The 20,292-nt window shown below is 66.6% G+C and carries 20 protein-coding genes; 8 read left to right on the forward strand and 12 right to left on the reverse strand.

Annotated features, from left to right (window positions below; all coding sequences use genetic code 11):
* Positions 1-300 precede the first annotated feature (300 nt).
* From A5730_RS02055 to A5730_RS02065, 3 genes are all read right to left on the reverse strand, one after another.
* Positions 301-2,079: a hypothetical protein gene (locus A5730_RS02055; RefSeq protein WP_067894939.1), complete on the reverse strand. Its 1,779-nt coding sequence runs from the start codon at positions 2,077-2,079 to the stop codon at positions 301-303.
* Positions 2,080-2,148: 69 nt separating this feature from the next.
* Positions 2,149-2,961 carry a PPOX class F420-dependent oxidoreductase gene (locus A5730_RS02060; RefSeq protein ID WP_067894942.1) on the reverse strand — a complete coding sequence of 271 codons (813 nt, stop codon included), beginning with the start codon at positions 2,959-2,961 and terminating at the stop codon, positions 2,149-2,151.
* 181 nt (positions 2,962-3,142) lie between these two features.
* Positions 3,143-3,454 carry a hypothetical protein gene (locus A5730_RS02065; protein WP_067818350.1) on the reverse strand — a complete coding sequence of 104 codons (312 nt, stop codon included), beginning with the start codon at positions 3,452-3,454 and terminating at the stop codon, positions 3,143-3,145.
* 157 nt (positions 3,455-3,611) lie between these two features.
* Here A5730_RS02065 and A5730_RS02070 point away from each other — a divergent pair, with 157 nt between their 5' ends.
* Both A5730_RS02070 and A5730_RS02075 read left to right on the forward strand, forming a co-directional pair.
* Positions 3,612-4,310 carry a DUF899 family protein gene (locus A5730_RS02070; RefSeq protein ID WP_067894945.1) on the forward strand — a complete coding sequence of 233 codons (699 nt, stop codon included), beginning with the start codon at positions 3,612-3,614 and terminating at the stop codon, positions 4,308-4,310.
* Positions 4,307-4,783: an ATPase gene (locus A5730_RS02075; RefSeq protein WP_067894948.1), complete on the forward strand. Its 477-nt coding sequence runs from the start codon at positions 4,307-4,309 to the stop codon at positions 4,781-4,783. The genes A5730_RS02070 and A5730_RS02075 overlap by 4 nt, the downstream gene beginning before the upstream one ends.
* Positions 4,784-4,815: 32 nt before the next feature.
* On the opposite strand, the gene A5730_RS02080 is transcribed toward A5730_RS02075, so the two are convergent.
* Positions 4,816-6,777: a bifunctional diguanylate cyclase/phosphodiesterase gene (locus tag A5730_RS02080; RefSeq protein WP_156745648.1), complete on the reverse strand. Its 1,962-nt coding sequence runs from the start codon at positions 6,775-6,777 to the stop codon at positions 4,816-4,818.
* A gap of 560 nt (positions 6,778-7,337) precedes the next feature.
* Positions 7,338-7,649: a DUF732 domain-containing protein gene (locus A5730_RS02085; protein WP_055399344.1), complete on the reverse strand. Its 312-nt coding sequence runs from the start codon at positions 7,647-7,649 to the stop codon at positions 7,338-7,340.
* A 197-nt stretch (positions 7,650-7,846) separates the two neighbouring features.
* On the opposite strand from A5730_RS02085, the gene A5730_RS02090 reads away from it, so the two are divergent.
* A complete protein-coding gene (locus A5730_RS02090) occupies positions 7,847-8,407 on the forward strand; it encodes an FKBP-type peptidyl-prolyl cis-trans isomerase (RefSeq protein WP_067894959.1) in 561 nt (186 codons plus the stop codon).
* 25 nt (positions 8,408-8,432) lie between these two features.
* Here A5730_RS02090 and A5730_RS02095 read toward each other — a convergent pair whose 3' ends face one another.
* Positions 8,433-8,876, reverse strand: a complete 444-nt coding sequence (locus tag A5730_RS02095; protein WP_067894962.1) for a nuclear transport factor 2 family protein — start codon at positions 8,874-8,876, stop codon at positions 8,433-8,435.
* A gap of 118 nt (positions 8,877-8,994) precedes the next feature.
* Here A5730_RS02095 and A5730_RS02100 point away from each other — a divergent pair, with 118 nt between their 5' ends.
* Positions 8,995-9,642, forward strand: a complete 648-nt coding sequence (locus A5730_RS02100) for a heme oxygenase (biliverdin-producing) (protein ID WP_067894965.1) — start codon at positions 8,995-8,997, stop codon at positions 9,640-9,642.
* Between the two features lie 25 nt (positions 9,643-9,667).
* Here the strand turns inward: A5730_RS02100 and A5730_RS02105 are convergent, their stop codons facing one another.
* Positions 9,668-10,684, reverse strand: coding sequence for a hypothetical protein (locus tag A5730_RS02105; protein ID WP_231994600.1), 1,017 nt, complete (start codon positions 10,682-10,684; stop codon positions 9,668-9,670).
* Between the two features lie 86 nt (positions 10,685-10,770).
* The gene (locus A5730_RS02110) at positions 10,771-12,204 is read right to left on the reverse strand and encodes an FAD-binding oxidoreductase (protein WP_067894971.1); all 1,434 of its coding nucleotides are present in this window, start codon (positions 12,202-12,204) and stop codon (positions 10,771-10,773) included.
* A gap of 243 nt (positions 12,205-12,447) precedes the next feature.
* On the opposite strand from A5730_RS02110, the gene A5730_RS02115 reads away from it, so the two are divergent.
* Both A5730_RS02115 and A5730_RS02120 read left to right on the forward strand, forming a co-directional pair.
* Entirely contained in the window at positions 12,448-13,131 is a 684-nt protein-coding gene (locus A5730_RS02115; RefSeq protein WP_067894972.1) for a GAP family protein, read from the forward strand.
* Between the two features lie 52 nt (positions 13,132-13,183).
* On the forward strand, positions 13,184-13,954 hold the full coding sequence (locus tag A5730_RS02120) for a class I SAM-dependent methyltransferase (protein WP_067894975.1): 771 nt from the start codon (positions 13,184-13,186) through the stop codon (positions 13,952-13,954).
* Between the two features lie 11 nt (positions 13,955-13,965).
* Here the strand turns inward: A5730_RS02120 and A5730_RS02125 are convergent, their stop codons facing one another.
* Positions 13,966-15,201, reverse strand: coding sequence for an osmoprotectant NAGGN system M42 family peptidase (locus tag A5730_RS02125; RefSeq protein ID WP_156745649.1), 1,236 nt, complete (start codon positions 15,199-15,201; stop codon positions 13,966-13,968).
* 86 nt (positions 15,202-15,287) lie between these two features.
* The gene (locus tag A5730_RS24565) at positions 15,288-15,707 is read right to left on the reverse strand and encodes a hypothetical protein (protein ID WP_156745650.1); all 420 of its coding nucleotides are present in this window, start codon (positions 15,705-15,707) and stop codon (positions 15,288-15,290) included.
* Between the two features lie 359 nt (positions 15,708-16,066).
* On the opposite strand from A5730_RS24565, the gene A5730_RS02135 reads away from it, so the two are divergent.
* Positions 16,067-16,810, forward strand: a complete 744-nt coding sequence (locus A5730_RS02135) for a sensor domain-containing protein (RefSeq protein WP_067895334.1) — start codon at positions 16,067-16,069, stop codon at positions 16,808-16,810.
* 10 nt (positions 16,811-16,820) lie between these two features.
* Here A5730_RS02135 and A5730_RS02140 read toward each other — a convergent pair whose 3' ends face one another.
* A complete protein-coding gene (locus A5730_RS02140) occupies positions 16,821-17,702 on the reverse strand; it encodes a CoA ester lyase (protein WP_067894984.1) in 882 nt (293 codons plus the stop codon).
* Positions 17,703-17,826: 124 nt separating this feature from the next.
* Between A5730_RS02140 and A5730_RS02145 the strand changes: the two genes are divergently transcribed.
* The gene (locus tag A5730_RS02145; protein ID WP_067895337.1) at positions 17,827-18,750 is read left to right on the forward strand and encodes a class I SAM-dependent methyltransferase; all 924 of its coding nucleotides are present in this window, start codon (positions 17,827-17,829) and stop codon (positions 18,748-18,750) included.
* Between the two features lie 8 nt (positions 18,751-18,758).
* Here the strand turns inward: A5730_RS02145 and zwf are convergent, their stop codons facing one another.
* Entirely contained in the window at positions 18,759-20,267 is a 1,509-nt protein-coding gene (zwf, locus tag A5730_RS02150; RefSeq protein ID WP_067894987.1) for a glucose-6-phosphate dehydrogenase, read from the reverse strand.
* Positions 20,268-20,292: the final 25 nt, after the last annotated feature.

Genomic DNA, 20,292 nt, shown 5'->3' on the forward strand with positions numbered 1-20,292 from the left:
GTACCTGTCATGCGAGCGATCGATAAGCCCGCCAGTGACTATGCCCGCCACCCGACAACATTTCAATGACTATTGAAATAATGGCCCCCTCCCCGTATATTTCTGACGGGGGGCCGGATGAACGGAGAAGTCATGTCACGTCTAGCCACGAAGGTCCTCGTCGCGGCGGTCCTCGCTTTCACGGCCGTAACGGCGACCGGCTGCCTTCCCTCGGCCAGTGTTGGACCACCCGTCGGGGTGGCGGCCGGGTAGCACCAGTCCTGCCCCGCGCTTCATTGCGAATCGGCAACGGCGACTTGGTTATTGCTTCGGCAGGATCATTACCTCGGCCGGGATGTCGCGCAGGCCGCGCATGAACGAGTCGAGCTCGTCCGGGCCGAGGTTCTCTCCCGACAGGACGAGGTCGATCTTGGGTTTGTTCCCAGCGGTGCTGACCCTGACGTCCTCCACCGGGCGGAAAGCCTCCGCGAGTGCGACAACTTTGTTGATGGCGTCCGGGGCATCGCTTGAACCTGCGCGAGAGGGGGCGGGCATCTCTCCTTCGGATTGCGACATGCCAAGCAGACTGGGGTCTTTGAGAATCTCGGCGCCTGCCATGAGGAAATCCTCGGACCATGTGTGCCCCACCCGGCCAGACCAACCTCCCGGAGCCGACGGGCGGTCACCCGAGTTGTCCGACGCGACTTGAAGCAGGGGGCCGAGGACCTCGCCGAACGTTGCGGCGTATTGCGATTCGCGATCGCCGCTGTCGGCGGGCCCCATCCATGGCTTCAAAACGCTCGCCAGGTCCCCGTCCGCGGCGCGTTCCTGAGACGCGAGATACTGCCCGACAGCCAGCGGCGCCACCGGGCGGCTTACGACGCCGGCCCGCGCCAGGGCGGCCACGCCCTTGTCGGAGTTCCGCTGCGCCTCCACCTCGCGGAGGTCAAGTTCGAGTGACGCCACCCGGCGATAGTCGGAAGCCACCTGTTCCAAGAAAAGCCGTGCGGTCATCGCGGGATTGGCGCGCTCCCCGGTCCGGCTGCCCGATGGCAGAAGCGGACGAGAGAAGCGATCGACCCGGTCCAACTGACCGTCCCAGGCCAGGGCCGCCGCCGACACGACACGAACCATTTCGGATTCCCGTGCGTCACGCGTCGAAGGCCCGGCCGCCACGACGCCGGAGCGCAACCTGCGAACCTCTTGCTCGAGCGACCGCGGCTTCCGCTCCGGTGCGGTCTCCATTCCCAGGATGGTCGCGATGGCGGCGGCTAGTTCGGCCAAGCCGTCTCTGAGGAAATCCAGTTGGTCCTGCTCGGTTTGATTGGCTTTGTCGCTCAACGAATCCGTGGCAACGCGCAGCACGACCACGCGCTCGCACAAACCCAGCGCCCGCATTGCCGACGCGATACCGAAGGATTCCATGTCGATGAGTACAGGCTGGGTAGTCATTCCGGAGTAAAGGGCAAGTGCCAGAGCGTATGTCCAGTCCTCCCGCGCGTAGACCGGACCGCTGGACAGTGTCTCCATCGGCACCGGTGCGATCCCCGGCGAGACCTTGATCACCTTGTCGGTGGCGAGAATGTGGGCATCGGGAAGGTCGAACCCCGACACGGAACCTGGGGCACCCGCGGACCCGGCCCGCAGCTCAATGGCGGCGAGCGGAGCTTGCTCGTCGGGATGCGTGCGGACGATCCACTTGTTCTTCAGCTTGACGACCTCGCCGTCGGGCGAGGCGACTACCACGCCCAATGACAGGTAAGACACCCGTTCGGCTCGGAAGACCTGACCAACGAGCTGGGAGTCGACCGTTCCGCAGCATCCGTAGAAGACGTAGTAGTCGGCGCGGTTTTCGCGGGTCGATCTGCTGAGCGCGGCCGCCGCGACGACATTGCCCTGGGCGCTCAGCGGATGGTGCTCCAGCCTGGCGGTTCGCCCGTCGGACAGGCGGCCCTCCAACGCCTCGTCGCCGTGTTTCACCGGCGTCCACACCGTTGCTCCGAACACCGGCAGGTCGACGTAAAGGCGTGCGAGCAACTCCGTTACCGCGGTCGCTTCGTTCCTGGTAAAGGTAAATATCGCCACCGTGACATCCGCCACGGCGACATCGTAAGCCCGCGGGCGGGCCTAATTAGCGCGGTCGCCGAAATCACATGTGGGCAGCGGTGATCAGCTCCGAGTTTCCGGAATCGGAATCAATTCCGCGTGTATCGTGCGGCCAAACTTGGACCGCATGAGCCGGTGTGCCGTGGGGACCAGCACGCCATGCAGCAAGGGATATTTCTGCCGCAGCAGGCGTGCCACCCGCTGATATTCAGCCCCCTCGAGCAGGCGCACCCGGCCGGGCACCGCGCCTCCGGTCGGCTTGCCCGATGCCGTTGCCGGGGCGAATTCGACGCTGGGGTTCCGGCGAATGCGGCGCACCTTGATCGCCCGTTCGAAGCTGCGGAAGTAGGCGCGGTCTCCGTCGACCACGATGCTGACCGGGCTGGAGCCCGCGGTGCCGTCCTTGCGAAAGGTGGTCAGCGCAATGGTTTTCTGGCGTACGAATAGCGCCAGCGCCGGGCTGGCTGCCGTGCTCACCGAGCCCAGAATGTAGCCGAGTTGGCGTAACCGCAGCACGAAAGCCAGGGCCAGGGCGACCGACACCACCCCGAGCGCCCACGCTTGCGCGGTGGAACCACCCACGTCGAGGTCCACCACGTGGTTCACCGTGTGCACGGTATTCGCCACAACGAATCCGGCGAGCGCAGTGGCCAACGCGTCCCCCCAGATCAGTGCGAGCAGCAGCGTGATGCCCAGACCCAGCTGAAACGCACCCACGTCGTGCAGGAAGTGCCGGTGCGCATCGAATTGGACTGCCTCGGCGAAGGAATTCGGATCGACCAGACACCAGATCCCAATGCCCGTGGTGACCGCACCCACCGCCGCTGTCACCGTTACCAGGTAGACCCGTGCCGGCGTGCTCAAGCGCTTCATCATCCCGCCCTTTCGACCATGCTTCGTACTGTCTGCATAGTCGCTAGACGGAATAGGGCACTGGTATGTGACGCGACGACGGGCGCGCCCGCCACCGGCGTTCAGCTCACGCGCAACATTTCAGCCGCCGGCACCCACGCCGGCGACCAATTCGACCGGGCTGCTTGGCAATTAAAACGGGCGGCTACTGGCCGGCCGGTGGGCGGCACACGTTGGCGCCCGGATCCCACCACCAGCCGTTGTCGCATGCCAGCGGTTGCGGTCCCACGCCGAGAGGCCGGCATACGTTGGCGGTCGGGTCCCACCACTGGCCCGGGTCGCATGCCAACGGTTGCGGTCCCACGCCGAGAGGCCGGCAGACCTTGCCCGTCGGATCCCACCACTCCCCCTCCGCGCAATCCGCCTTGCTCACGGCCGGAATTGCGATCGTCACGGCTGCCATCGAGGCGAACGCCACCATGACGATGACTACAAGATGCCGAATGAACGTCCTCATTGTGGACCTCCCGTCGCGCTATCCATCAATCGAAACCGATTCCGGACATGCAGGTCAAGGCCGCAACCGCATTCCCCGTTGCCTTCTTCCGATGAATTCCGGGCACTTCGCGGGTCAGACCTTCCAGACGGACAAATCGAGAGGAAAGGTGGATGCCATGTCCCCCGAACAGACGGCCCTGCCGCCGATCGTCGATCTCCAAACCTGGCGCGCCGCGCTCGACGACCTGCGCAAGCGCGAGAAGGCCGCCACCCGCGAACTCGATGCGATCGCCGCCCAGCGCCGACGCCTGCCGATGGTGGAGTTGCCCGACTACGTCCTCATCGGTGCCGACGGGCCCATCCGCCTCGCCGACGTGTTCGACGGGCGTTCGCAGCTCATCGTCTACCACCACATGTGGTCGGACGGCGCCCAGTGGCAGTGCCCCGGCTGCACGGGCTTCACGTCGCAATTCACCCGCCTGGAGTTCCTGGACAACTACGACGCCCGCTTCGTCATCGTCACCAACGGACCGATCGAGGAAGCCCTCGCCTACAAGCAGAAGGTCGGCAACCGCATGAACTGGTACTCGTCGTCGCAAAGCCCGTTCGGCGCCGACATGGACGCACCGCCCGGCGGCGGCTTCGGGGTCAACGTGTTCCTGCGCGACGGCGACACCGTGTACCGCACGTGGCATACGAACGGGCGGGGCACCGAGCAACTCGGCCACTCGTTCGGGCTCATCGACATCCTGCCGTGGGGCCGACAGGAGGAATGGCTCGATTCGCCTGAAGGCTGGCCGTCGCGCCCCACATACTCAGGGTGGCTCGACTCCCCCGCCATCGCGGCCGCCTACGGACCCGAGGACAACATATGAGCGTCACCGCCGAACGTTATGTCGCCACCCGCACCATCGCCGCGACCCCGGCCGAGATCTTCGCCGTCCTCGCCAACCCGTCGCGTCACCAGAACACCGAACCCACCGACTGGGTCCGCGACGCGGTGGACGGCGCGCCGATCACCGGCGCGGGACAGACGTTCGCGATGAACATGTACCTCCCTGCGGCCGGCGGCGACTACGTCACGCACAATCTGGTCAACGTCTTCGAGAAAGACCGTGCCATCGGTTGGATGCCGGGCATCCTGGACGACGCGGGCAACCACACCCCCGGCGGCTGGTTCTGGCGTTACGACCTCGCGCCGAATGGCGACCGCACGGATGTCACCCTGACTTACGACTGGAGCGGCACGTCGCAGGACTTCCGGGACCGCGTTGGCCAGATGCCCATCTTCGGTGAGGACTACCTCGACGCGTCGCTGGCCGCGCTCGAGCGATCGATCGCAAGCTGAGCGGTCAAAACCCAGTCACCGCAACCCATCTCCTACTGCGCCGCGAGCGCCGAATTCGCGGGGACTCGCGGGATCTCGGCAGCGGGTAATGGCGGGCAGAAAAAGTTCCCTTGCACGGCGTCGCAACCGTAGTCCCTGAGCCGTTGGGCCGTTGCGAGGTCTTCGACGCCTTCGGCCACGCTGGCGATGCCGAAGGCGGATGCCAACTCGATGACCGAGCGTGCAATGGTGGCGGCGCGGTCGTCGTGCAGGATCGGCGCGATGAAATCATGGCCGAGCTTGACTTCATCGGCCGGCAACTCGCGCAGATACGTCAAAGTGGCGTAGCCGCTGCCGAAGTCGTCAATCGCCACCCGAATGCCCTTGTCACGTAACCGGTTCAGCACTGCGCGGGCCTGTACCAGATCGGCCACCACCAAATCCTCGGTGATCTCGATGGTGAGCGAGCTGGGAGATATGGCGAACTGGCCGAGCACGGACATGATGCGGTCCGGCAGCGCGTCCTCGTCGAGGGAGGGCGCCGCGAGATTGATCGCGACGGAGATCGCCGCGCCGGCCTCGTGCCACGCGGCGGCGTCCGCCACGGCCCGGGAAAGCACCAGATCGGTGAGCGCATGCATCAACCCGTGCGCGCGCACCAGGGGCAAGAACTCATCGGGGCCCAGCACGCCAAACCGCGGATGCTGCCAGCGCACCAGCGCTTCTACTCCGCTCACGGAGCCGGTCAATGTGCTGAATTTCGGCTGGTACAACAAGGTCAGCGTGCCGTTTTCGATGGCGCGTCGCAGTTCGCCCAGCAGTTGCAATCGCGCGATGGCCCGCTCGGATGTCGGCGCGTCGCCAAGCTGAGCGCCCATCTGGGGAGTGAACGTCTGCACATTGGTCGCGCTCCCCAGGCGGGCCCAGGAGCGCGCCGCATCTGCCTGCTTGAGCAAATCGCCGGGTGTCAGGGGCGGAAGATCTGATTCGGCCGAGGCCATGCCGATGCTCAGGCGTACGTCCAGGCGGTGATCGTCGATGTCGACGGGCTCCTCGAACGATCGCGCCACCCCGTTCGCGACCTGTATCGCCACGTCCGGACGGTCTTCGACCAAGATGGCGAATTCGTCACCGCTCATCCGCGCAACGGTGTGGCTGTCATCGACGTTGTGCTGGATCCGCTCGCCGACGCCGCGGAGCAGTTCGTCGCCCACGTCATAACCGAGCGTGTCGTTGACGAGCTTGAAATCGTCGACGCTCACCGTGAGTACGTTGACCGGCACGCTGTGCTGAACGTGTAAGCGCAGGGCATGCGCCAACCGATCGTCGAAAAGCCGGTGATTCGCCAACCCGGTCAGCGGGTCGCGCAGGCTGGCATCGGATACCGCGGCAAGTAGCCGTTGCTTTCGCTCCAGCAGCAATATGTGACGGACCAGCGTGGTGACGAACAGCACCACGCAGACCGAGAAGACGAACGCCTCGCCTCGGTAGGCGGGCCAAAAGTGCACGGCGCCAACGACAATCGCCAGGGCCACCGGCAGATACGGCAGCCACAGCGACACCCGGGACGAGGGCCGTGAAAAACCCAGATCGGGTTCGGGCCCCGGCCGGGAAGTGATTCCGGACAGCGCAACGAAGTACATGCCACCGGCCCATCCGAGGACGACGAGGTCATTGGGCCCACCGTCGACGGAATCCATGGCGACATGCAGCAGGCCGGCCGACGCAATGATCCCCCAGCCCAACATCATCAACGTCGGGGACAGCTTGCGGCCCGCCTCGGCCTTTTTGACAACGATGAATGTCAACGCGACGAGCCCGACGTACACGCCTGCGGCGGTGGCCAACAACACCCGCGGAACGGTGAGCGTCTTTTGCGATGCCTGCGCCGCGGGACCCAGCGGCAGAAGAATGAGAACGACCAACAGCGACGCGGTGATGAGGATGCCGTCAACGAGCAGGCCGATCCCGAACCGGGCGTCGTCCCTACTGGGAATCGCGGCCGCGGTGGCCAACGCGCACAGCGGCAGGATGAGGAACCCCAAGTTCGCCGCCGAGAGGTCCGATGCGGGAAGCTCGCCCGCCAGGGCGACGTAGCACCAAACGGCTTGGCCCGCAGTCCAGCCGACCAAACCGGTGGACAGGACGGTCCACGCGAGGCGTTGCCGCCCCCGCGACCCGCGGGCGGCATAGACCGAACACGTGGTGGCGAACACGCCCGCAAGCAAAGAGCCCGCCGGCGCGAGAACCGCGCGGCCCGGGGCGGCTTTCCCGCCCAACAACGCCACCGCGAACGCGACCAGCCCGACGGTTGCCGACACGACCACCACCTGTCGGCTTCGTGTCAGTGACAACAATTTCCCTTAATCTGTCGGGTGCGGCCCGCAAGCAGGATAAGGCACGCAGCGAGGTAGTTGAGAGAATTTACTCACCCGTTTCTCGGTTCTTCTCGCGCCGAATGCTGCACCGCCTCAGGGAGCGATCGGGCCCCGCAATGCGTCTAATTGCGTTGCACCTGCGGTGCATTCGATGCAGCGGCGCGTCGACACGGCGCCATGGGGCGAGTGCCGGGATGTCACGTGCACAGCGAAGGGGCGTCACACACGTTGCCGGGGCAATAGATCGAGTGCGCGGCATCGACCATGGTTCCGACGTCCAACAATGTGACGCCCCGCGCGTTCAGGTGCGCGTGAACGTCGTCGGCGATCTGTTGTGGCGTCCAACCCCAGGTGAGGTCGTAGCAGATGAGGTGGGCCTCCCCGATGAGCGCCTCTTGCGTCTGCGGCGGCCAGCTGAGGCCGACGGCGCGCAGTTGAGCGAGGTATGCGTCGTCTTGGGGCGTGGCGGCGGCAATGGCCGCGCTACTGACCAAGCCGGCGCCGGCGATCATGGGTACGGTAAGTGCCGCCAGCCAGCGAGGTGAAGGCATGCGACTCACTCCTTTTCTGCGATGCCCCCCAATATTTTGCGGACTCAACCACGTCGAAGAATAGCCAAAGTCCTCAGCGTCGGCTCGCGTTAATCGGATTGCGCTCCCCGCGGCGGCCAAGGGCCAGCGATGGCCGGGGCACGGTTGGCTGTAGCGTGACGGCCGTGAAGTCCTCCCTGGTGTATTCCTCCGTCGCCGCCTGCGCCGCGGCGACCGTCCTGGCTATCGCCGCGTCGAGCAACGCAACCGCAGCCGGCTCGTGCCCGACCGCGCAGCCCCCGGCCGGTGGCACGCCCGACTGGACACTGGCCGGCACCACCGGCAGCGTCGCGGTCACCGGGTCCACGGATACGACGGCTCCGCGCGTCGACGTCACCGCGCCGTTCGGCGTGACCCAGACGCAGGTCCATACGCTGCACGCCGGGAACGGGCCGGCGGTCCCCGCCACGGCCCGGGTCTCGGTCTGCTACATGGGTGTCAATGGGCGTGACGGGTCGGTGTTCGACAACAGCTACGAACGCGGTGCCCCCGTCGACTTCCCGCTCACCGGAGTCGTGCCGGGCTTCCAGAAGGCCATCGCGGGACAAAACGTCGGATCGACCGTCGGCGTCGCGATGACTTCCGCGGACGGCTACCCCAACGGTCAGCCGAGCGCTGGGATCCGGCCGGGTGACTCGCTCGTGTTCGCGATCAAGATCCTCAGCGCGTCGAGCTAGCCGGACGCGCCAAATCGCTTGTCGCTCAACTGTTCAGCGGCGCGAACATCAGCGCGGGGTCGATCCCGAGTTGCTGTGCGACGTGGGAGGTGTCCCAATACTCGCGCCAGTAACTGATCGCGCCGTCGCGCACTCCGAAGAACGCCGTGACGTAGAACGTCACGGCGACACCGTTCATGGCGTTCACATCGACGCGCTCGACGACGACGGTGTCACCGTCGGAAACGATGGTGCGGATCTCGCTGCCCTCGACCATCCCCGTCGATAGCGTGTTGTGCTTCTCGAGTTCCGCGCGCGCCGCGTCGCGCCCGCGCACGACGGGTGAAAGCGGCACGTGGAGCTGCCAAACGAAGTCGTCGGTCATGAGCGCCGTCATCGCGTCGATGTCCATGCTCTCGCCGTAAGCGGAATGTATAAAATCGACGACGATCTTTTCGTTGTCGTTTTTGGTTGCAACGCTTTTCGCCATCTGGTCGTCCTTTGAAGGTGATTGCGGTTCGCTATTCGTCGAACTGTAGATGGCCGCCGTCGGAAGAGGCGCCGATATACGAATCGCTTAGCGCGGGCCCATGTAATCTGACCAGGACATGCCCCCAACCGCAGCCGCAACCCGCCGCCGCTTGTCGGTCGCGATGAAGGCGGGGTCGGCGGCCGAGCACGCCGCCGCCGAACAGAGCGCGTTCGTCGCCGAACTCCTCGCCGGCCGGGTCACCGCTCGCGGCTATTCCGAATACTTGCTGCGCCTGCGTGTGGTGTACGCCGCGCTCGAGGACGCCGTCCGGGCCCGCCGCGAGGATCGGATGGTCGCCGCCGTGTACGACCCGGCGTTGGAGCGTTCGGCCGCCATCGACGCCGACCTGGAGCACTGGCGGCCCGACGCCCCGCGGGAGGTCGACTCCCCCGCGGCCACGGCATACCGGGACCGGATCGCCGCGCTGACGTGGGGTGGCGCGCTGCTGGCCCACCACTACACGCGCTATCTCGGCGACCTGTCCGGCGGCCGGATCATCCGCAAGGCGCTCGATCGCACGTTTGACCTGCGCGGAGCCGGGCTGGCGTTCTACGAATTTCCCGTGCGGCCCAAGCCGTACAAGGACGCCTACCGGGCGCGGATCGATGCGCTGGGCACCGGCGCGGCCGACATCGAGCGGATTGTCGACGAGGTCAAATTGGCCTTCGGCTTCAATCGCGCGTTACTCGACGAACTAGAAGGCCACGTCCCGACGTGGAATTGACGCTTGGTCACTCGCGCGGCGGCGCCTAGATGGGCCCGGGCAACTCGCCGAGTTCGGTCAGTTCCGCGTGGACGGAACCGATGGCCGCGCGATATTGGTCATCGCTCAGCGAGTTGTTGTAGTAGCGGTTCATGCGTAGCTGGTATTGCAGCTCCCGCAATTGGCGGATGCGGTCCAGCCTGGCGGTGTCGGTTGCGGAGAATGTCAATTGCTCGGCGGTGATGCGGCCGGCGATCACTTGTTCGATTGGTGCGAGCCGGTAGCCGCAGCCTTCCAGGTACTCGAAGTACGGCTTGAGGTATGGGCGGTCCCCAGCTCGCCAGTTGCCGCGGACGGCTTTCCACTCAAACGCGGCAAGCACCATGGCCAGGGTAACCATGGCCGGGCGGGTGTCGAAATCACCTGAAAGCTCTAGGTTTTCGTATCGCGCTTCGTCGGTCTTCAACAGCTGCGCGGCCACATTCATGCTGGCGTGGCAGTGCCGATCGGCCAAGTAGTGAAAGTTCCGGGCGATGAAGATCTCGGTCCCGGGCGGTGGGGCGGTCCGCGAGAGGACATTGGTGCGAATCCAATCCCGCCGGGCTGTCGCGATCGCGTTCGCGCGTCGATTCAGCTCGTGCACCAGGGTCCAGTCCGTGTTGGCCTCTGCGGCGGCTTCGGATTGCAGCTTGGTCGGTTGGGCGCCGGTGTAAGTGGGCCCGGCGATGACTTCGCTGCGCGTGAGCGGGCGTGCCATGTCCCAGGTCAGGTAGCGGACATAAACCTCAAGGTCCGGTACCCTCGCCCAACGGGCCAGCTCGCCCAATGTTGTCTTACCGGGCATCAGCCTGCAGATGTGCGGTTCTTGCTTCAGGTCGTCGCGCGTGTAGATCGCGCCGAGGTCGCGTCGGCACGCTTCGTCTTCGGTGTTGACGTCCGCAACCCAGCCGGCCGCCCCGGCGACTCCGGGAACGTAGTGGGTGATTTCAACCAGGAGGTCGTCGACGGTGGCCGAATAGGGGAAGACCCAGAACTCTCGATGGGAGTCGACGTCGTCGCCCATCGCGACGCTGCTGCGATTGAGCGTCACCTTTATCGCGTCCGTCATGGTCGGGATTATGTCCCGGCGTCAGACGCAGGCGCCATTCACTAGAGATTCAGCCCCGAGAACATGATTCGGCTGGGATCGTACTTCTGCCGCACGGCGGCCAGCCGCGACAGGTTCGAGCTGAAATACCTCGAGGCGGGTTGGTTCGCCTCGATGTAGTTCACGTATCCCCCCACCGAGTGCCCTTGCACGGCCTGGTGCGCGGTGTTGAGCCAGTTCGTCGCCGCCCCCGCGTCACCGGTCTCCACGTACCACTGCACCAACGCATACTGCCGGCGCCACGGGAATGCGGTCGCCCCAGGCGCCACATCGGCGAGGGCGCCGTCGAGTGCATGCATGATCGCCAACATGCGGCCCGCTCCGCGGGGAAAGGCGTTGACGGCCTGGGTGATTCCCTGGGCGGTGGCCGCGTCGACGACGGGCAGCACGTCGGACCCGCCGACGTATCCGAGCGGTGCCGGGTTGAGGTTGCCCACGGCCAGATACCGCACCAGGTCCAGGTAGTTGAACGTGTGGTTCTCGGTCCCCGTCGGTTGCACGCCAACGGCTTTGGTGATGTTGGCCCCGACGCTGGCGCCCGACCCGACCGGGCAGGTGGCCATGATGCGGCAGTGCGTTCCCATCGGCTCCACGGTGGCATCCGCCAACGCCCAGCTGTTCCGGTCGGCGGTGCGCAGCCAGTTCTGCCAGCCGACCAACACCTGCGCGAACGCCTCTGGCGGGAAGTTGAGATTCACCACGTCGAGATCGGTGGTCGGGAACGTGGCGAAGGTCAGCGAGGTGGTCACGCCGAAGTTTCCGCCACCGCCACCGCGCAACGCCCAGAACAGGTCGGGGTTGCTGGCGTTGGAGGCGGTCACCGCCTGCCCGCCGGGGAGCACGACCGACGCCGACACCAGCTGGTCACAGAGCAGACCCGCGTGGCGGGAGTTGGCGCCCAATCCCCCGCCCAGCGCGTGCCCGGACGCGCCGACCGACGGGCACGTGCCCGTCGGGATGCCCCGGCCGGCGCCGGCCAGCGTCTGATGCATCGCATACAAGCTGGTCGCGGGCGCCACGGTGATGTTCCCGGTGGCGGCGTCGTAATTGATGCCCCCCGGCAGCTGGCGGAGGTCGAGCACCATGACGCCGTTAGCGGTCGAGGCGCCGATGTAGGAGTGCCCGCCGCTGCGCGGCGCCACCTTCAGGTTGTGGGCGGCGGCGAACGCCATGGCCTTCTGCACGTCCGCGGGCGACGTCGGGGCGACGATCGCGGCGGGCGTCGAGCCGTTGAAATTGGTGTTGAACACCTGCTTGGCCGAACCGTAACCGCCGTTGTCGGGCAGCAGCACCTGCCCGCCGATCGCGGTGGACAGCCCCTCCCAGCCGGTGGGGTTGGGGGCGGCGGTGGCCCGCGCCGAGCCGAACACCGTGCCGGCGGCCAACGCTCCGGCGGCGCCCCGCAGGAACGTCTGGCGGGATATCTCACGCGCCATCGCCGGGCTCCCGCGTCTGCCTCATGTCCGCATTGTCAAACGGGCGACAACGAAACCCGCGGTGCCCCATGCCCTGTGACCGGATCGAAACCGATACGAGCCGCCGCGGTGATGCGCTCCACGGCACTCGTCGACGCCGCCTCGAACAGACACGCCACGCTCCGCCTCGTATTGTCTGCAGCATGGTCGCCGCGTCCACGTCCGCTCCCGGCGAGTTCACGCGGTAGGCGGGGTCGGGGCCGCGTGGGTGCTCTGTTGGTGGCGCTTGCCGGCCTGGCGTTGCTCGATTCGTTGAACGTCCTCAATGTGGGCGTGGTATCCGCGGTCATCTTCGACAGCCGGTTGAGCCGGCGATCACCGATTCCGGGCGCGTTGAGCTACGTCGCGGGCGTGTTCGCCGTGACCACCACCTTCGGGCTTTGCACTGTGCTGGGTCTCAGCTTCTTGACGCATGTCGTCGGGTTTCACGTGACACCGGCCATCCGTTTCTGGGGCGAGCTGGTGCTCGGCCTGGTGCTGACCTGCCTGGCCTACTTTCCGTTGACCGCCCAATCATCGGCTCCCGGTTGGGCATTGGCGGCGATGCGCGAGCGTCCCTGGCTGCTCGGTTTCCTCGGGCTGGCGGTCGGTAGTGGCCAGGCGCCCACGGCGATTCCCTATCTCACCGGCTTGGCCATGCTCGCCGCCCTGCATCCGCGGCCGCCGCTGTGGCCATTGGTCATCGTCGTCTATTGGGCGATCGCGCTTTCCCCGCCGCTGCTGATCCTTGCCCTCTCGATGAGAAAGACCATGCGAGCCAAGCGCATTCAGCGTCGGCTGGTCCGCGCCCTCACCCGCTACGGCCCGCTATCCGTGCGGCTGCTGTTCCTGGTCTTCGGAATCGGGCTGATGGCCGATGCGCTGGTCAATCACAGCGCGCTGTGGTGAGGCACAACCCTTTCTCACGTCTTGCCCAGCGAACCGGATTACCTTGGCGGATATGACCGATCGCCATGAACGCGCGCTCTCCTTCGGCTCGATTGCCCAGGACTACGACGGTTTCCGCCCGAGACCTCCGCAAGACGCGGTGGACTGGCTGCTGCCGCCCCGGTGCAAGGTGGCAGTCGACCTGGGCGCGGGCACCGGGCTGTTCACCCGGGCGCTGCTCGGCAGGGCGACCGAGGTGATCGCCGTGGAGCCCGACGCGCGCATGCGTGCGGTGCTTACCGGGCGGTCGCCCGAGGTGCGGGCCGTCGAGGGCACGGGTGAGTCGATCCCGCTCGAGGACGCGGCCGTCGACGCGGTGTTCGTCTCCTCGGCCTGGCACTGGATGGATCCCGAGCGCGCCGTCCCGGAGATCGGGCGGGTACTGCGCGACAACGGGCGGTTCGGCCTGATTTGGACCAGTCGAGACCGTGAGGTGGATTGGGTCCGCGAACTGGACCTGCTTCCGGGCGAGGACACGCCCGATGCGGAATCCCCCGACCGCTTCCGCCGGCGCCACGAGAACGTCGTGCTTCCCGACCCGCAGATATTCCATAACGTTTCCCGCGAGACGTTCACGTTTGTGCGGACCATGACCATCGACGATGTCGTCGCGATGGTCGGCACGTACAGCAGGGTGATCATCGCGTCCCCGGACGAGCGCGCCGCGCGACTGGCCAATGCCCGCGCCGCACTGGACGAGCGCTTTCCCGGTGCGAAAGCGATCGACGTCCCGATGAAGTCCCGGTGCTGGCGCGCTGACCGGATGCCCCGCGGCGGCCGGTAGGCGTCAGCGGCTCAGGACTGCGGGCCCTCCGACGGCGGCCAAACCGAACCCGGCGAGGCCTCGCCGGGCGAATCGAGTTCCCCGCGCGCCAGCGGCACCCACCGCTCGCTCGGCGCCGGCTGCTTGGACGACGGGAAGTCGCGCAGCTTGCCCGACGGCTTGGCGTCCCACTGGGCGAAGGTCAGCGGCGTCTGCAGCCAGGCGTGCAGCAGGCAATACGCCGCCTGCAGCGAATCCAGGTGGGTGCGCTCCCAGCCGTGGCTGCCGTCGAGCCCGAACCCGACCAGCGCGGCGCGCGTGCCCGCGCCCGCCTCGATCGCCGCGGCGGCGTCGGAGCGGTAGAACCGGAACACATCTCGCGCGCACGGGACGCCGAGTTCCCCGGCGAGCTTGCACAGCTTCCGGGTGAGGTGGTAGTCGAACGGTCCATGGAGGTCGGCCATCGGGATCGTCACGCCGTCCTCGATCGAATGCTGGCCGGGTGCGCACACCGCGTTGTCCACCGATACCAACTCGGCGACGTCGGCGGGCAGTCCGTGGCTGGCGCCGTGACCGACCTCCTCGGTGATGGTGATCATCACCATCGTGCGGTGCGGCAGCACGATTTTCTGCTCGGCAAAGTTCTTGGCGAGCGCGAGAGCAATTGCGACGCCGGCCTTTCCGTCGAGGTGCCGGGAGACGATGTAGCCGTCGGCGGTGAGTTCCGGACTGGCGATGAACGCGACGAAGTCGCCGACCTGTAGGCCGAGGCGGATCAGGTCCTCGCGCGAGGACACCTTGCGGTCGACTCGCACCTCGACGTGTTCCCAGTCGGTGGGCTGCAGATCAATCTCGTCGCCGAATGCGTGCCCGCTGGCCTTCAGCGGCAGGACCGTGCCGGTGATGAATTCGTCGGGGTCGTCGGAGAAGATGCGCACCCGGGCGCCGGCGGCGAAGCGGGCCGAGAAGGTGCCGACCGGAATCACCTCGAGGCGGCCGTTGTCCTTGAGCCGACGCACCATGCAACCGATCGTGTCGGCGTGTACGACGAGCGCGCGGTCGGTGGTTGCCGACTCGCCCGGGAGTTCGGCGGTCAGCGCGCCGCGCCGGGTCAGCTCGAACGGCACACCAAAGCCATCGAAGATGTCGCCGATGAGCTGCATCACCGCGTCCGTCCGCCCCGCCGGACTCGGCGTTTGGAGCAGCGCGAGCAGCGTGTCGACCATCCATGTGCGGTCGGCTTCGGACATGGCCGCGCTTGTGCGCACGGTCCCTCCTCTCGATAACCCGGGACCGGACCAACCTACCGCGTGGCCACCGTTGATCCACCCGCCCGGGCCAAATGCCCGCGTGCTCAGGGATTCACGTTGGGGCAGACCTGCTTGATCCAACCGGTGATCAGGTCCCTGTTGGCGTTCAGGTCGGGATCGTCGGGCCGCGCGCCGCCGGTGGTGACGAAGTGCTCGATCGCGGCCTTCACGTTGTCGGGCGGCCCGTACTTCTCCAGCGTGTCGGCGTACTTGCGCGCCTTCTCGGGGTTGTTGGCCACCATCAAGTTGTCTTTGGCGAACGAGACGTCCAGGCAGGTGGACTGATCCAACGGGCCGCCTGCCGCAGCCGACGCCGATGGCGTCGTCGTCGAGGGTGGAGATTGTGAGCTCGATGTCGGCGACTGGCTGGACGAGGAGGCGGGGGTCGATGCGCCGTTCGAGCAACCCGCGGTGACGATCGCGATGGCGACTGCCCCTGCGATCGTGGTTCGGTCTAGCCTCATCGGACGCTCCTCCGCTTCTTCAGGTGGTGTTTGCTGCATGCACCTTATCGGCAACATGCCTCGCACCGCAGCGTGGACCGTTCGAATCCGCATCGAGGCGGCGTGCGCCGGCTCTGTTCGCGGCCGCGTACCGCCCATTTTTATTGCCCTGGGAAACCCTTGATCTGCGAACGTTTCATGATTGCCGGGCGTCGCCGGGACGCCGTCAGCCCACTGGTCGGGTCGCCGACTGCCCCGAAACGCGCGGCGCACACGACGGCTCCTGCAAAAGTTTGCGGTGAACCGCACGATTTGCTGCCGCAGCGGTTATGCTTCCGTCCGGCTTCCGGCAGCGGATGCAATCACGAAGGGTGAGCAACATGCGCCAACTATCAACCGCAGTCGCCGTCGCCGCTACCGGCGTCCTGGTTGTCGCGTGCGGCGGCAGCAACGGAAGCGGCTCCGGCTCGTCGACGACGACCTCGACGGCGCCGCCCGTCGCGCAGGCCGCCCTGTCGGGCTTGCTGCTCTCCTCGGCCGATCTGGACGCGGCGCTGGGCGTCACCGGATCGAAGAGCAAGGAAAAGAACGACAAGCTGAAGGACGACGCGGCGAAGCAGCCGTGGCCCGCGGGCTGGAAATTCCCCGACGACTGCGTCTACGCGTTCGGCCCTGGGCAGGCTCCCGTGTATGCCGGCAGCGGTTACACCGCGGTCAGCGGTGACGACGAGGTCGCTTCCCTCCCTCCCAACTCGAACGAACCGGACCCCGAGGTCGAACAGGTGCTGGTGTTGTTCCCGACCGCGAAGGAGGCCGGCGCCTTCTTCGCCCAGTCGGCCCAGCGCTGGCCCGCCTGCGCCAACCGTCAATTCACCACGCCGGCCGGCCAGGACACCCCGGAGACGGGTTGGCAGGTGGGACCGGTCACCAACTCCAACGGAACGTTGAGCACCACCCTGACCATGACGATGCGCGACAACGGCAACGTGCTGCTCACGATTACCGCCCAGCGGGCGCTGACGGTGCGCAACAACGTCGCGATCGATGTCAGCGCGCTCCGCAAGGATCCAGACTCGGCCGTCAAGGTCGCCGGTCAAATCGCCGGGCGAGTCGACAAGCAGTGAGCCACATCGCCTAGGAGGCGGACGCTAATTCCGCGATCAGATCCGCGAGGGCGAGGATCCGTTCCGCGTTGCGGACGTGCAGGCTTTCGATCATGCGACCGTCCACGGTGATGACGCTGGTCCCCGCGGCGCGGGCCTCTTCGTAGGCCGCGACCACCCTGCGGGCGTCGGCGACGTCTTGCTGCGACGGACCGAACAGATCGTTGGCCGGGCCGATCTGGGACGGATGGATCAAAGTCTTACCGTCGAAACCCATTTCGCGGCCCTGCCGCGCTTCCGCCTGGAAGCCGTCTTCGTCGGTGATGTCGTTGAAGACCCCGTCCAGGATCACCTTGCCGGCCGCCCTGGCCCCCAGCACCGCCAACGACAACGCGGCCAGCACCGGCGCACGGCCGGGCACGTGCAAACCGTGCAGGTCGTTCACCAGGTCGTTGGTGCCGACGACCAACGCGGCCAACCGGTCACTGGCCGAGGCGATCTCCTCGGCCCTCAGGAAGGACCTCGGCGTTTCGATCATCACCCACACCCGCAACGACTCCGGCGCACCGAGCCCGTCGAGCGCGGCGGCCAGGGCCCGAACCTGCTCGCCTGACTCCACTTTCGGGACCAACACTCCGTGGGCGGCCGAACCGGCCACCGCCGCCAAGTCCGCGTCGTGCCACTCGGTGTCCAGGCCGTTGATGCGCACCACGACCTCGCGGGGCCGGTAGCCATCCGCCGCGATGGCGTCGCAGACCGCGGCCCTGGCGCCGGCTTTGGCGTCGGGCCCGACCGCGTCCTCGAGGTCGAAAATCACCACGTCCGCGGGCAACGACTTTCCCTTCTCCAACGCTCGCGGCTTGTTGCCGGGCAGGTAGAGGGCGGAGCGTCGAGGGCGCAGGGTCGGTGCCAAGTGAATCGCTTCCTGTCGTCTAGCGGAGCGGGCGCGTGGTGCGCGGCATAGGCAGAAAGTACCCTTCGGTCTTGGCGGTGTGGTCGCGCAGGCGATCGGCGGCGAAACAGGAGGGAGCGAGAAAGTGTCATCACTTGGTTCTGCGCGCACCGAGGGCGACAGCTGGGATTTGGCGTCCAGCGTGGGGGCGACCGCGACGATGGTCGCCGCGTCCCGGGCGCTCGCCTCCCGTGAGCCGGACCCGCTGCTCGACGACCGGTTCGCCGAGCCGTTGGTCCGCGCGGTCGGGCACCCGTTCTTCGTCCGCATGCTGGACGGCCAGATCCCGCTCGACAGCGACGACATGCCCCTGACCCTGCAGCAACGCCGCGAGCAGATCGCCGTGCGCACCAAGTTTTTCGACGATTTCCTCACGTCCGCGACCAGCACCGGGATCCGCCAGGCCGTGATCTTGGCCGCCGGCCTTGACGCCCGGGCCTACCGGTTGGACTGGACCGCGGGCACGGTGGTTTACGAGGTGGATCAGCCCGAGGTCATCGCGTTCAAGGGCGACACGCTGGCCCGGATGGGTGCCGAACCGACCGCCGAGCGCCGGACCGTGGGCATAGACCTGCGTGAGGATTGGCCAACCGCATTGCGGGACAAAGGCTTTGACACTGCAACGCCCACCGCGTGGATCGCCGAAGGCCTGTTGCCCTACCTGCCGCCGCAGGCCCAGGACCGACTGTTGGACAGCATCACCGCGCTCAGCGCGCCGGGCAGCCGGCTGGCCACCGAGAACATCACCGACATGGGCGTGTTCAGCGACGAGCGCGCGCGGGCAATGCGCACGGCGTGGCGCAAGCACGGACTCGACATCGATGTGGCCGAACTGGTTTGGCAGGGGGAACGCCAGCCCGCCGGGGAGCACCTGGCCGCCACCGGGTGGGCCGTCACCCTCTACCCCACCGAGGAGTTATATGCCGAATACGGCTTCGTCCTCCCCGACAACGAGATTCTCCGGCAGTTCCGGCACGCCATCACCTACGTCAGCGCCAAACTCGGCTGAGCGCGCCCTCAGCCGTCGTTGGGTTTGGCTTCGCGCCACTCCCGCTCGAACGGCAACCGCCACGCGTTGGGGGCGATCAACTGATGAATGGCGTTGGGTCCCCAGGTGCCCGGCTGATACAGCTTCGCCGGCGGCGGGTCGTCGAGCAGGTCCTGCGAACGCTCCCATAGCGATTCGATGCCCTCCGCGGTGTTGAACAGGGTGTGATCGCCGCGCATCGCGTCGAGGATGAGCCGTTCGTACGCCTCCAGCACGTCCACCACGGTGTCGATCTCCTGCGAGGAGAACTGCATGGACAGCTTGTCCAGCTTCATGCCCGGTCCGGGCCGCTTGCCGTAGAAGGACAACGAGACTTTCGAGTTGTCGGCGAGGTCGAAGGTGAGGTGGTCGGGCCCCTGGGTGCCCACCCCCGAGCCGGGCGGAAACATCGTCCGGGGGGCCTCTTTGAAAGCGATCGAGATGATGCGGATGCCCTCGGCCATCTTCTTGCCGGTGCGAAGGTAGATGGGCACGCCCGCCCACCGCCAGTTGTCGATGCCGACCTTGAGGGCGATGAACGTCTCGGTGTCGGAATCCTTCGCCACGCCCTTCTCGTCGCGGTAGCCGATGTACTGCCCGCGCACCACGTTCGAGGGCTTCACCGGCAGCATCGACCGGAACACCTTGTTCTTTTCTTCACTGATGGCGAAGGGCTCGAGCGCCGTCGGTGGCTCCATGACGACGAACGCCATCACCTGGAACAGGTGGGTCACCACCATGTCCTTGTAGGCGCCGGTTTCCTCGTAGAAGTTCGCCCGCTCATCCAGGCCCAGCGCTTCGGGGATGTCGATCTGAATGTGGTCGATGAAGTTGCGGTTCCAGATCGGCTCGAACAGGCCGTTGGCGAAGCGGAACGCCAGGATGTTCTGCGCGGCCTCCTTGCCCAGGAAGTGGTCGATGCGGAAAATCTGGGATTCCTCGAAGGTTTCGTGCACGAAGTCGTTGAGCGCCACCGCGCTGGCCAGGTCGGTTCCGAACGGCTTCTCCATCACCACGCGCGAGCGCTCGACGAGCTTGGCGTCCCGCAGCATGGTGATGACTTCGCGCGCGGCCTTCGGCGGTACCGACAGGTAATGCAACCGCCTGACGTTGGGACCCAGGTTGGCTTCGGCTTCGGCAACCGCCTCGGCCAGCGCCTCCGGTCCGTCGCCCTGCGGAACGTAGGTGATGATCTTGGCGAAGTTGGCCCACTGCTCGGACGTGAGCTTGTGGCTGCCGAACGAATCGATCGCGTCCTTGGCGATCTCGCGGAAGTCGTCGTCACTCAGGTCTTCCAGCGACGTCGCGACGATCTGGATGTCGGGCGCGAGTTCGGACTGGTCCAGGTACGCCAGCCCGGGGAGCAACTTGCGTTTCGCCAGATCTCCCGTCGCGCCGAACAGGACGATGACATGGGGGTCCAGCGGGTCGGTGTCGTGGCGGCGCCGCCGTTGATCCGGCGCCGGGTAAGAGATGGTCTGCGGTTTCTTGTCTGCCACTCTTGCGATACTTCCACCGACGCGG

It is taken from the genome of Mycobacterium sp. ACS4054, assembly GCF_001667275.1.
Taxonomy (GTDB): domain Bacteria; phylum Actinomycetota; class Actinomycetes; order Mycobacteriales; family Mycobacteriaceae; genus Mycobacterium.

Coding starts and splice junctions, on each gene's coding strand:
- A5730_RS02060 (WP_067894942.1), bottom strand. CDS start 2,961: ATGATGAAGCGCTTGAGCACGCCGGCACGGGTCTACCTGGTAACGGTG.
- A5730_RS02065 (WP_067818350.1), bottom strand. CDS start 3,454: ATGAGGACGTTCATTCGGCATCTTGTAGTCATCGTCATGGTGGCGTTC.
- A5730_RS02070 (WP_067894945.1), top strand. CDS start 3,612: ATGTCCCCCGAACAGACGGCCCTGCCGCCGATCGTCGATCTCCAAACC.
- A5730_RS02075 (WP_067894948.1), top strand. CDS start 4,307: ATGAGCGTCACCGCCGAACGTTATGTCGCCACCCGCACCATCGCCGCG.
- A5730_RS02095 (WP_067894962.1), bottom strand. CDS start 8,876: ATGGCGAAAAGCGTTGCAACCAAAAACGACAACGAAAAGATCGTCGTC.
- A5730_RS02100 (WP_067894965.1), top strand. CDS start 8,995: ATGCCCCCAACCGCAGCCGCAACCCGCCGCCGCTTGTCGGTCGCGATG.
- A5730_RS02105 (WP_231994600.1), bottom strand. CDS start 10,684: ATGGGCGACGACGTCGACTCCCATCGAGAGTTCTGGGTCTTCCCCTAT.
- A5730_RS02110 (WP_067894971.1), bottom strand. CDS start 12,204: ATGGCGCGTGAGATATCCCGCCAGACGTTCCTGCGGGGCGCCGCCGGA.
- A5730_RS02120 (WP_067894975.1), top strand. CDS start 13,184: ATGACCGATCGCCATGAACGCGCGCTCTCCTTCGGCTCGATTGCCCAG.
- A5730_RS24565 (WP_156745650.1), bottom strand. CDS start 15,707: ATGAGGCTAGACCGAACCACGATCGCAGGGGCAGTCGCCATCGCGATC.
- A5730_RS02135 (WP_067895334.1), top strand. CDS start 16,067: ATGCGCCAACTATCAACCGCAGTCGCCGTCGCCGCTACCGGCGTCCTG.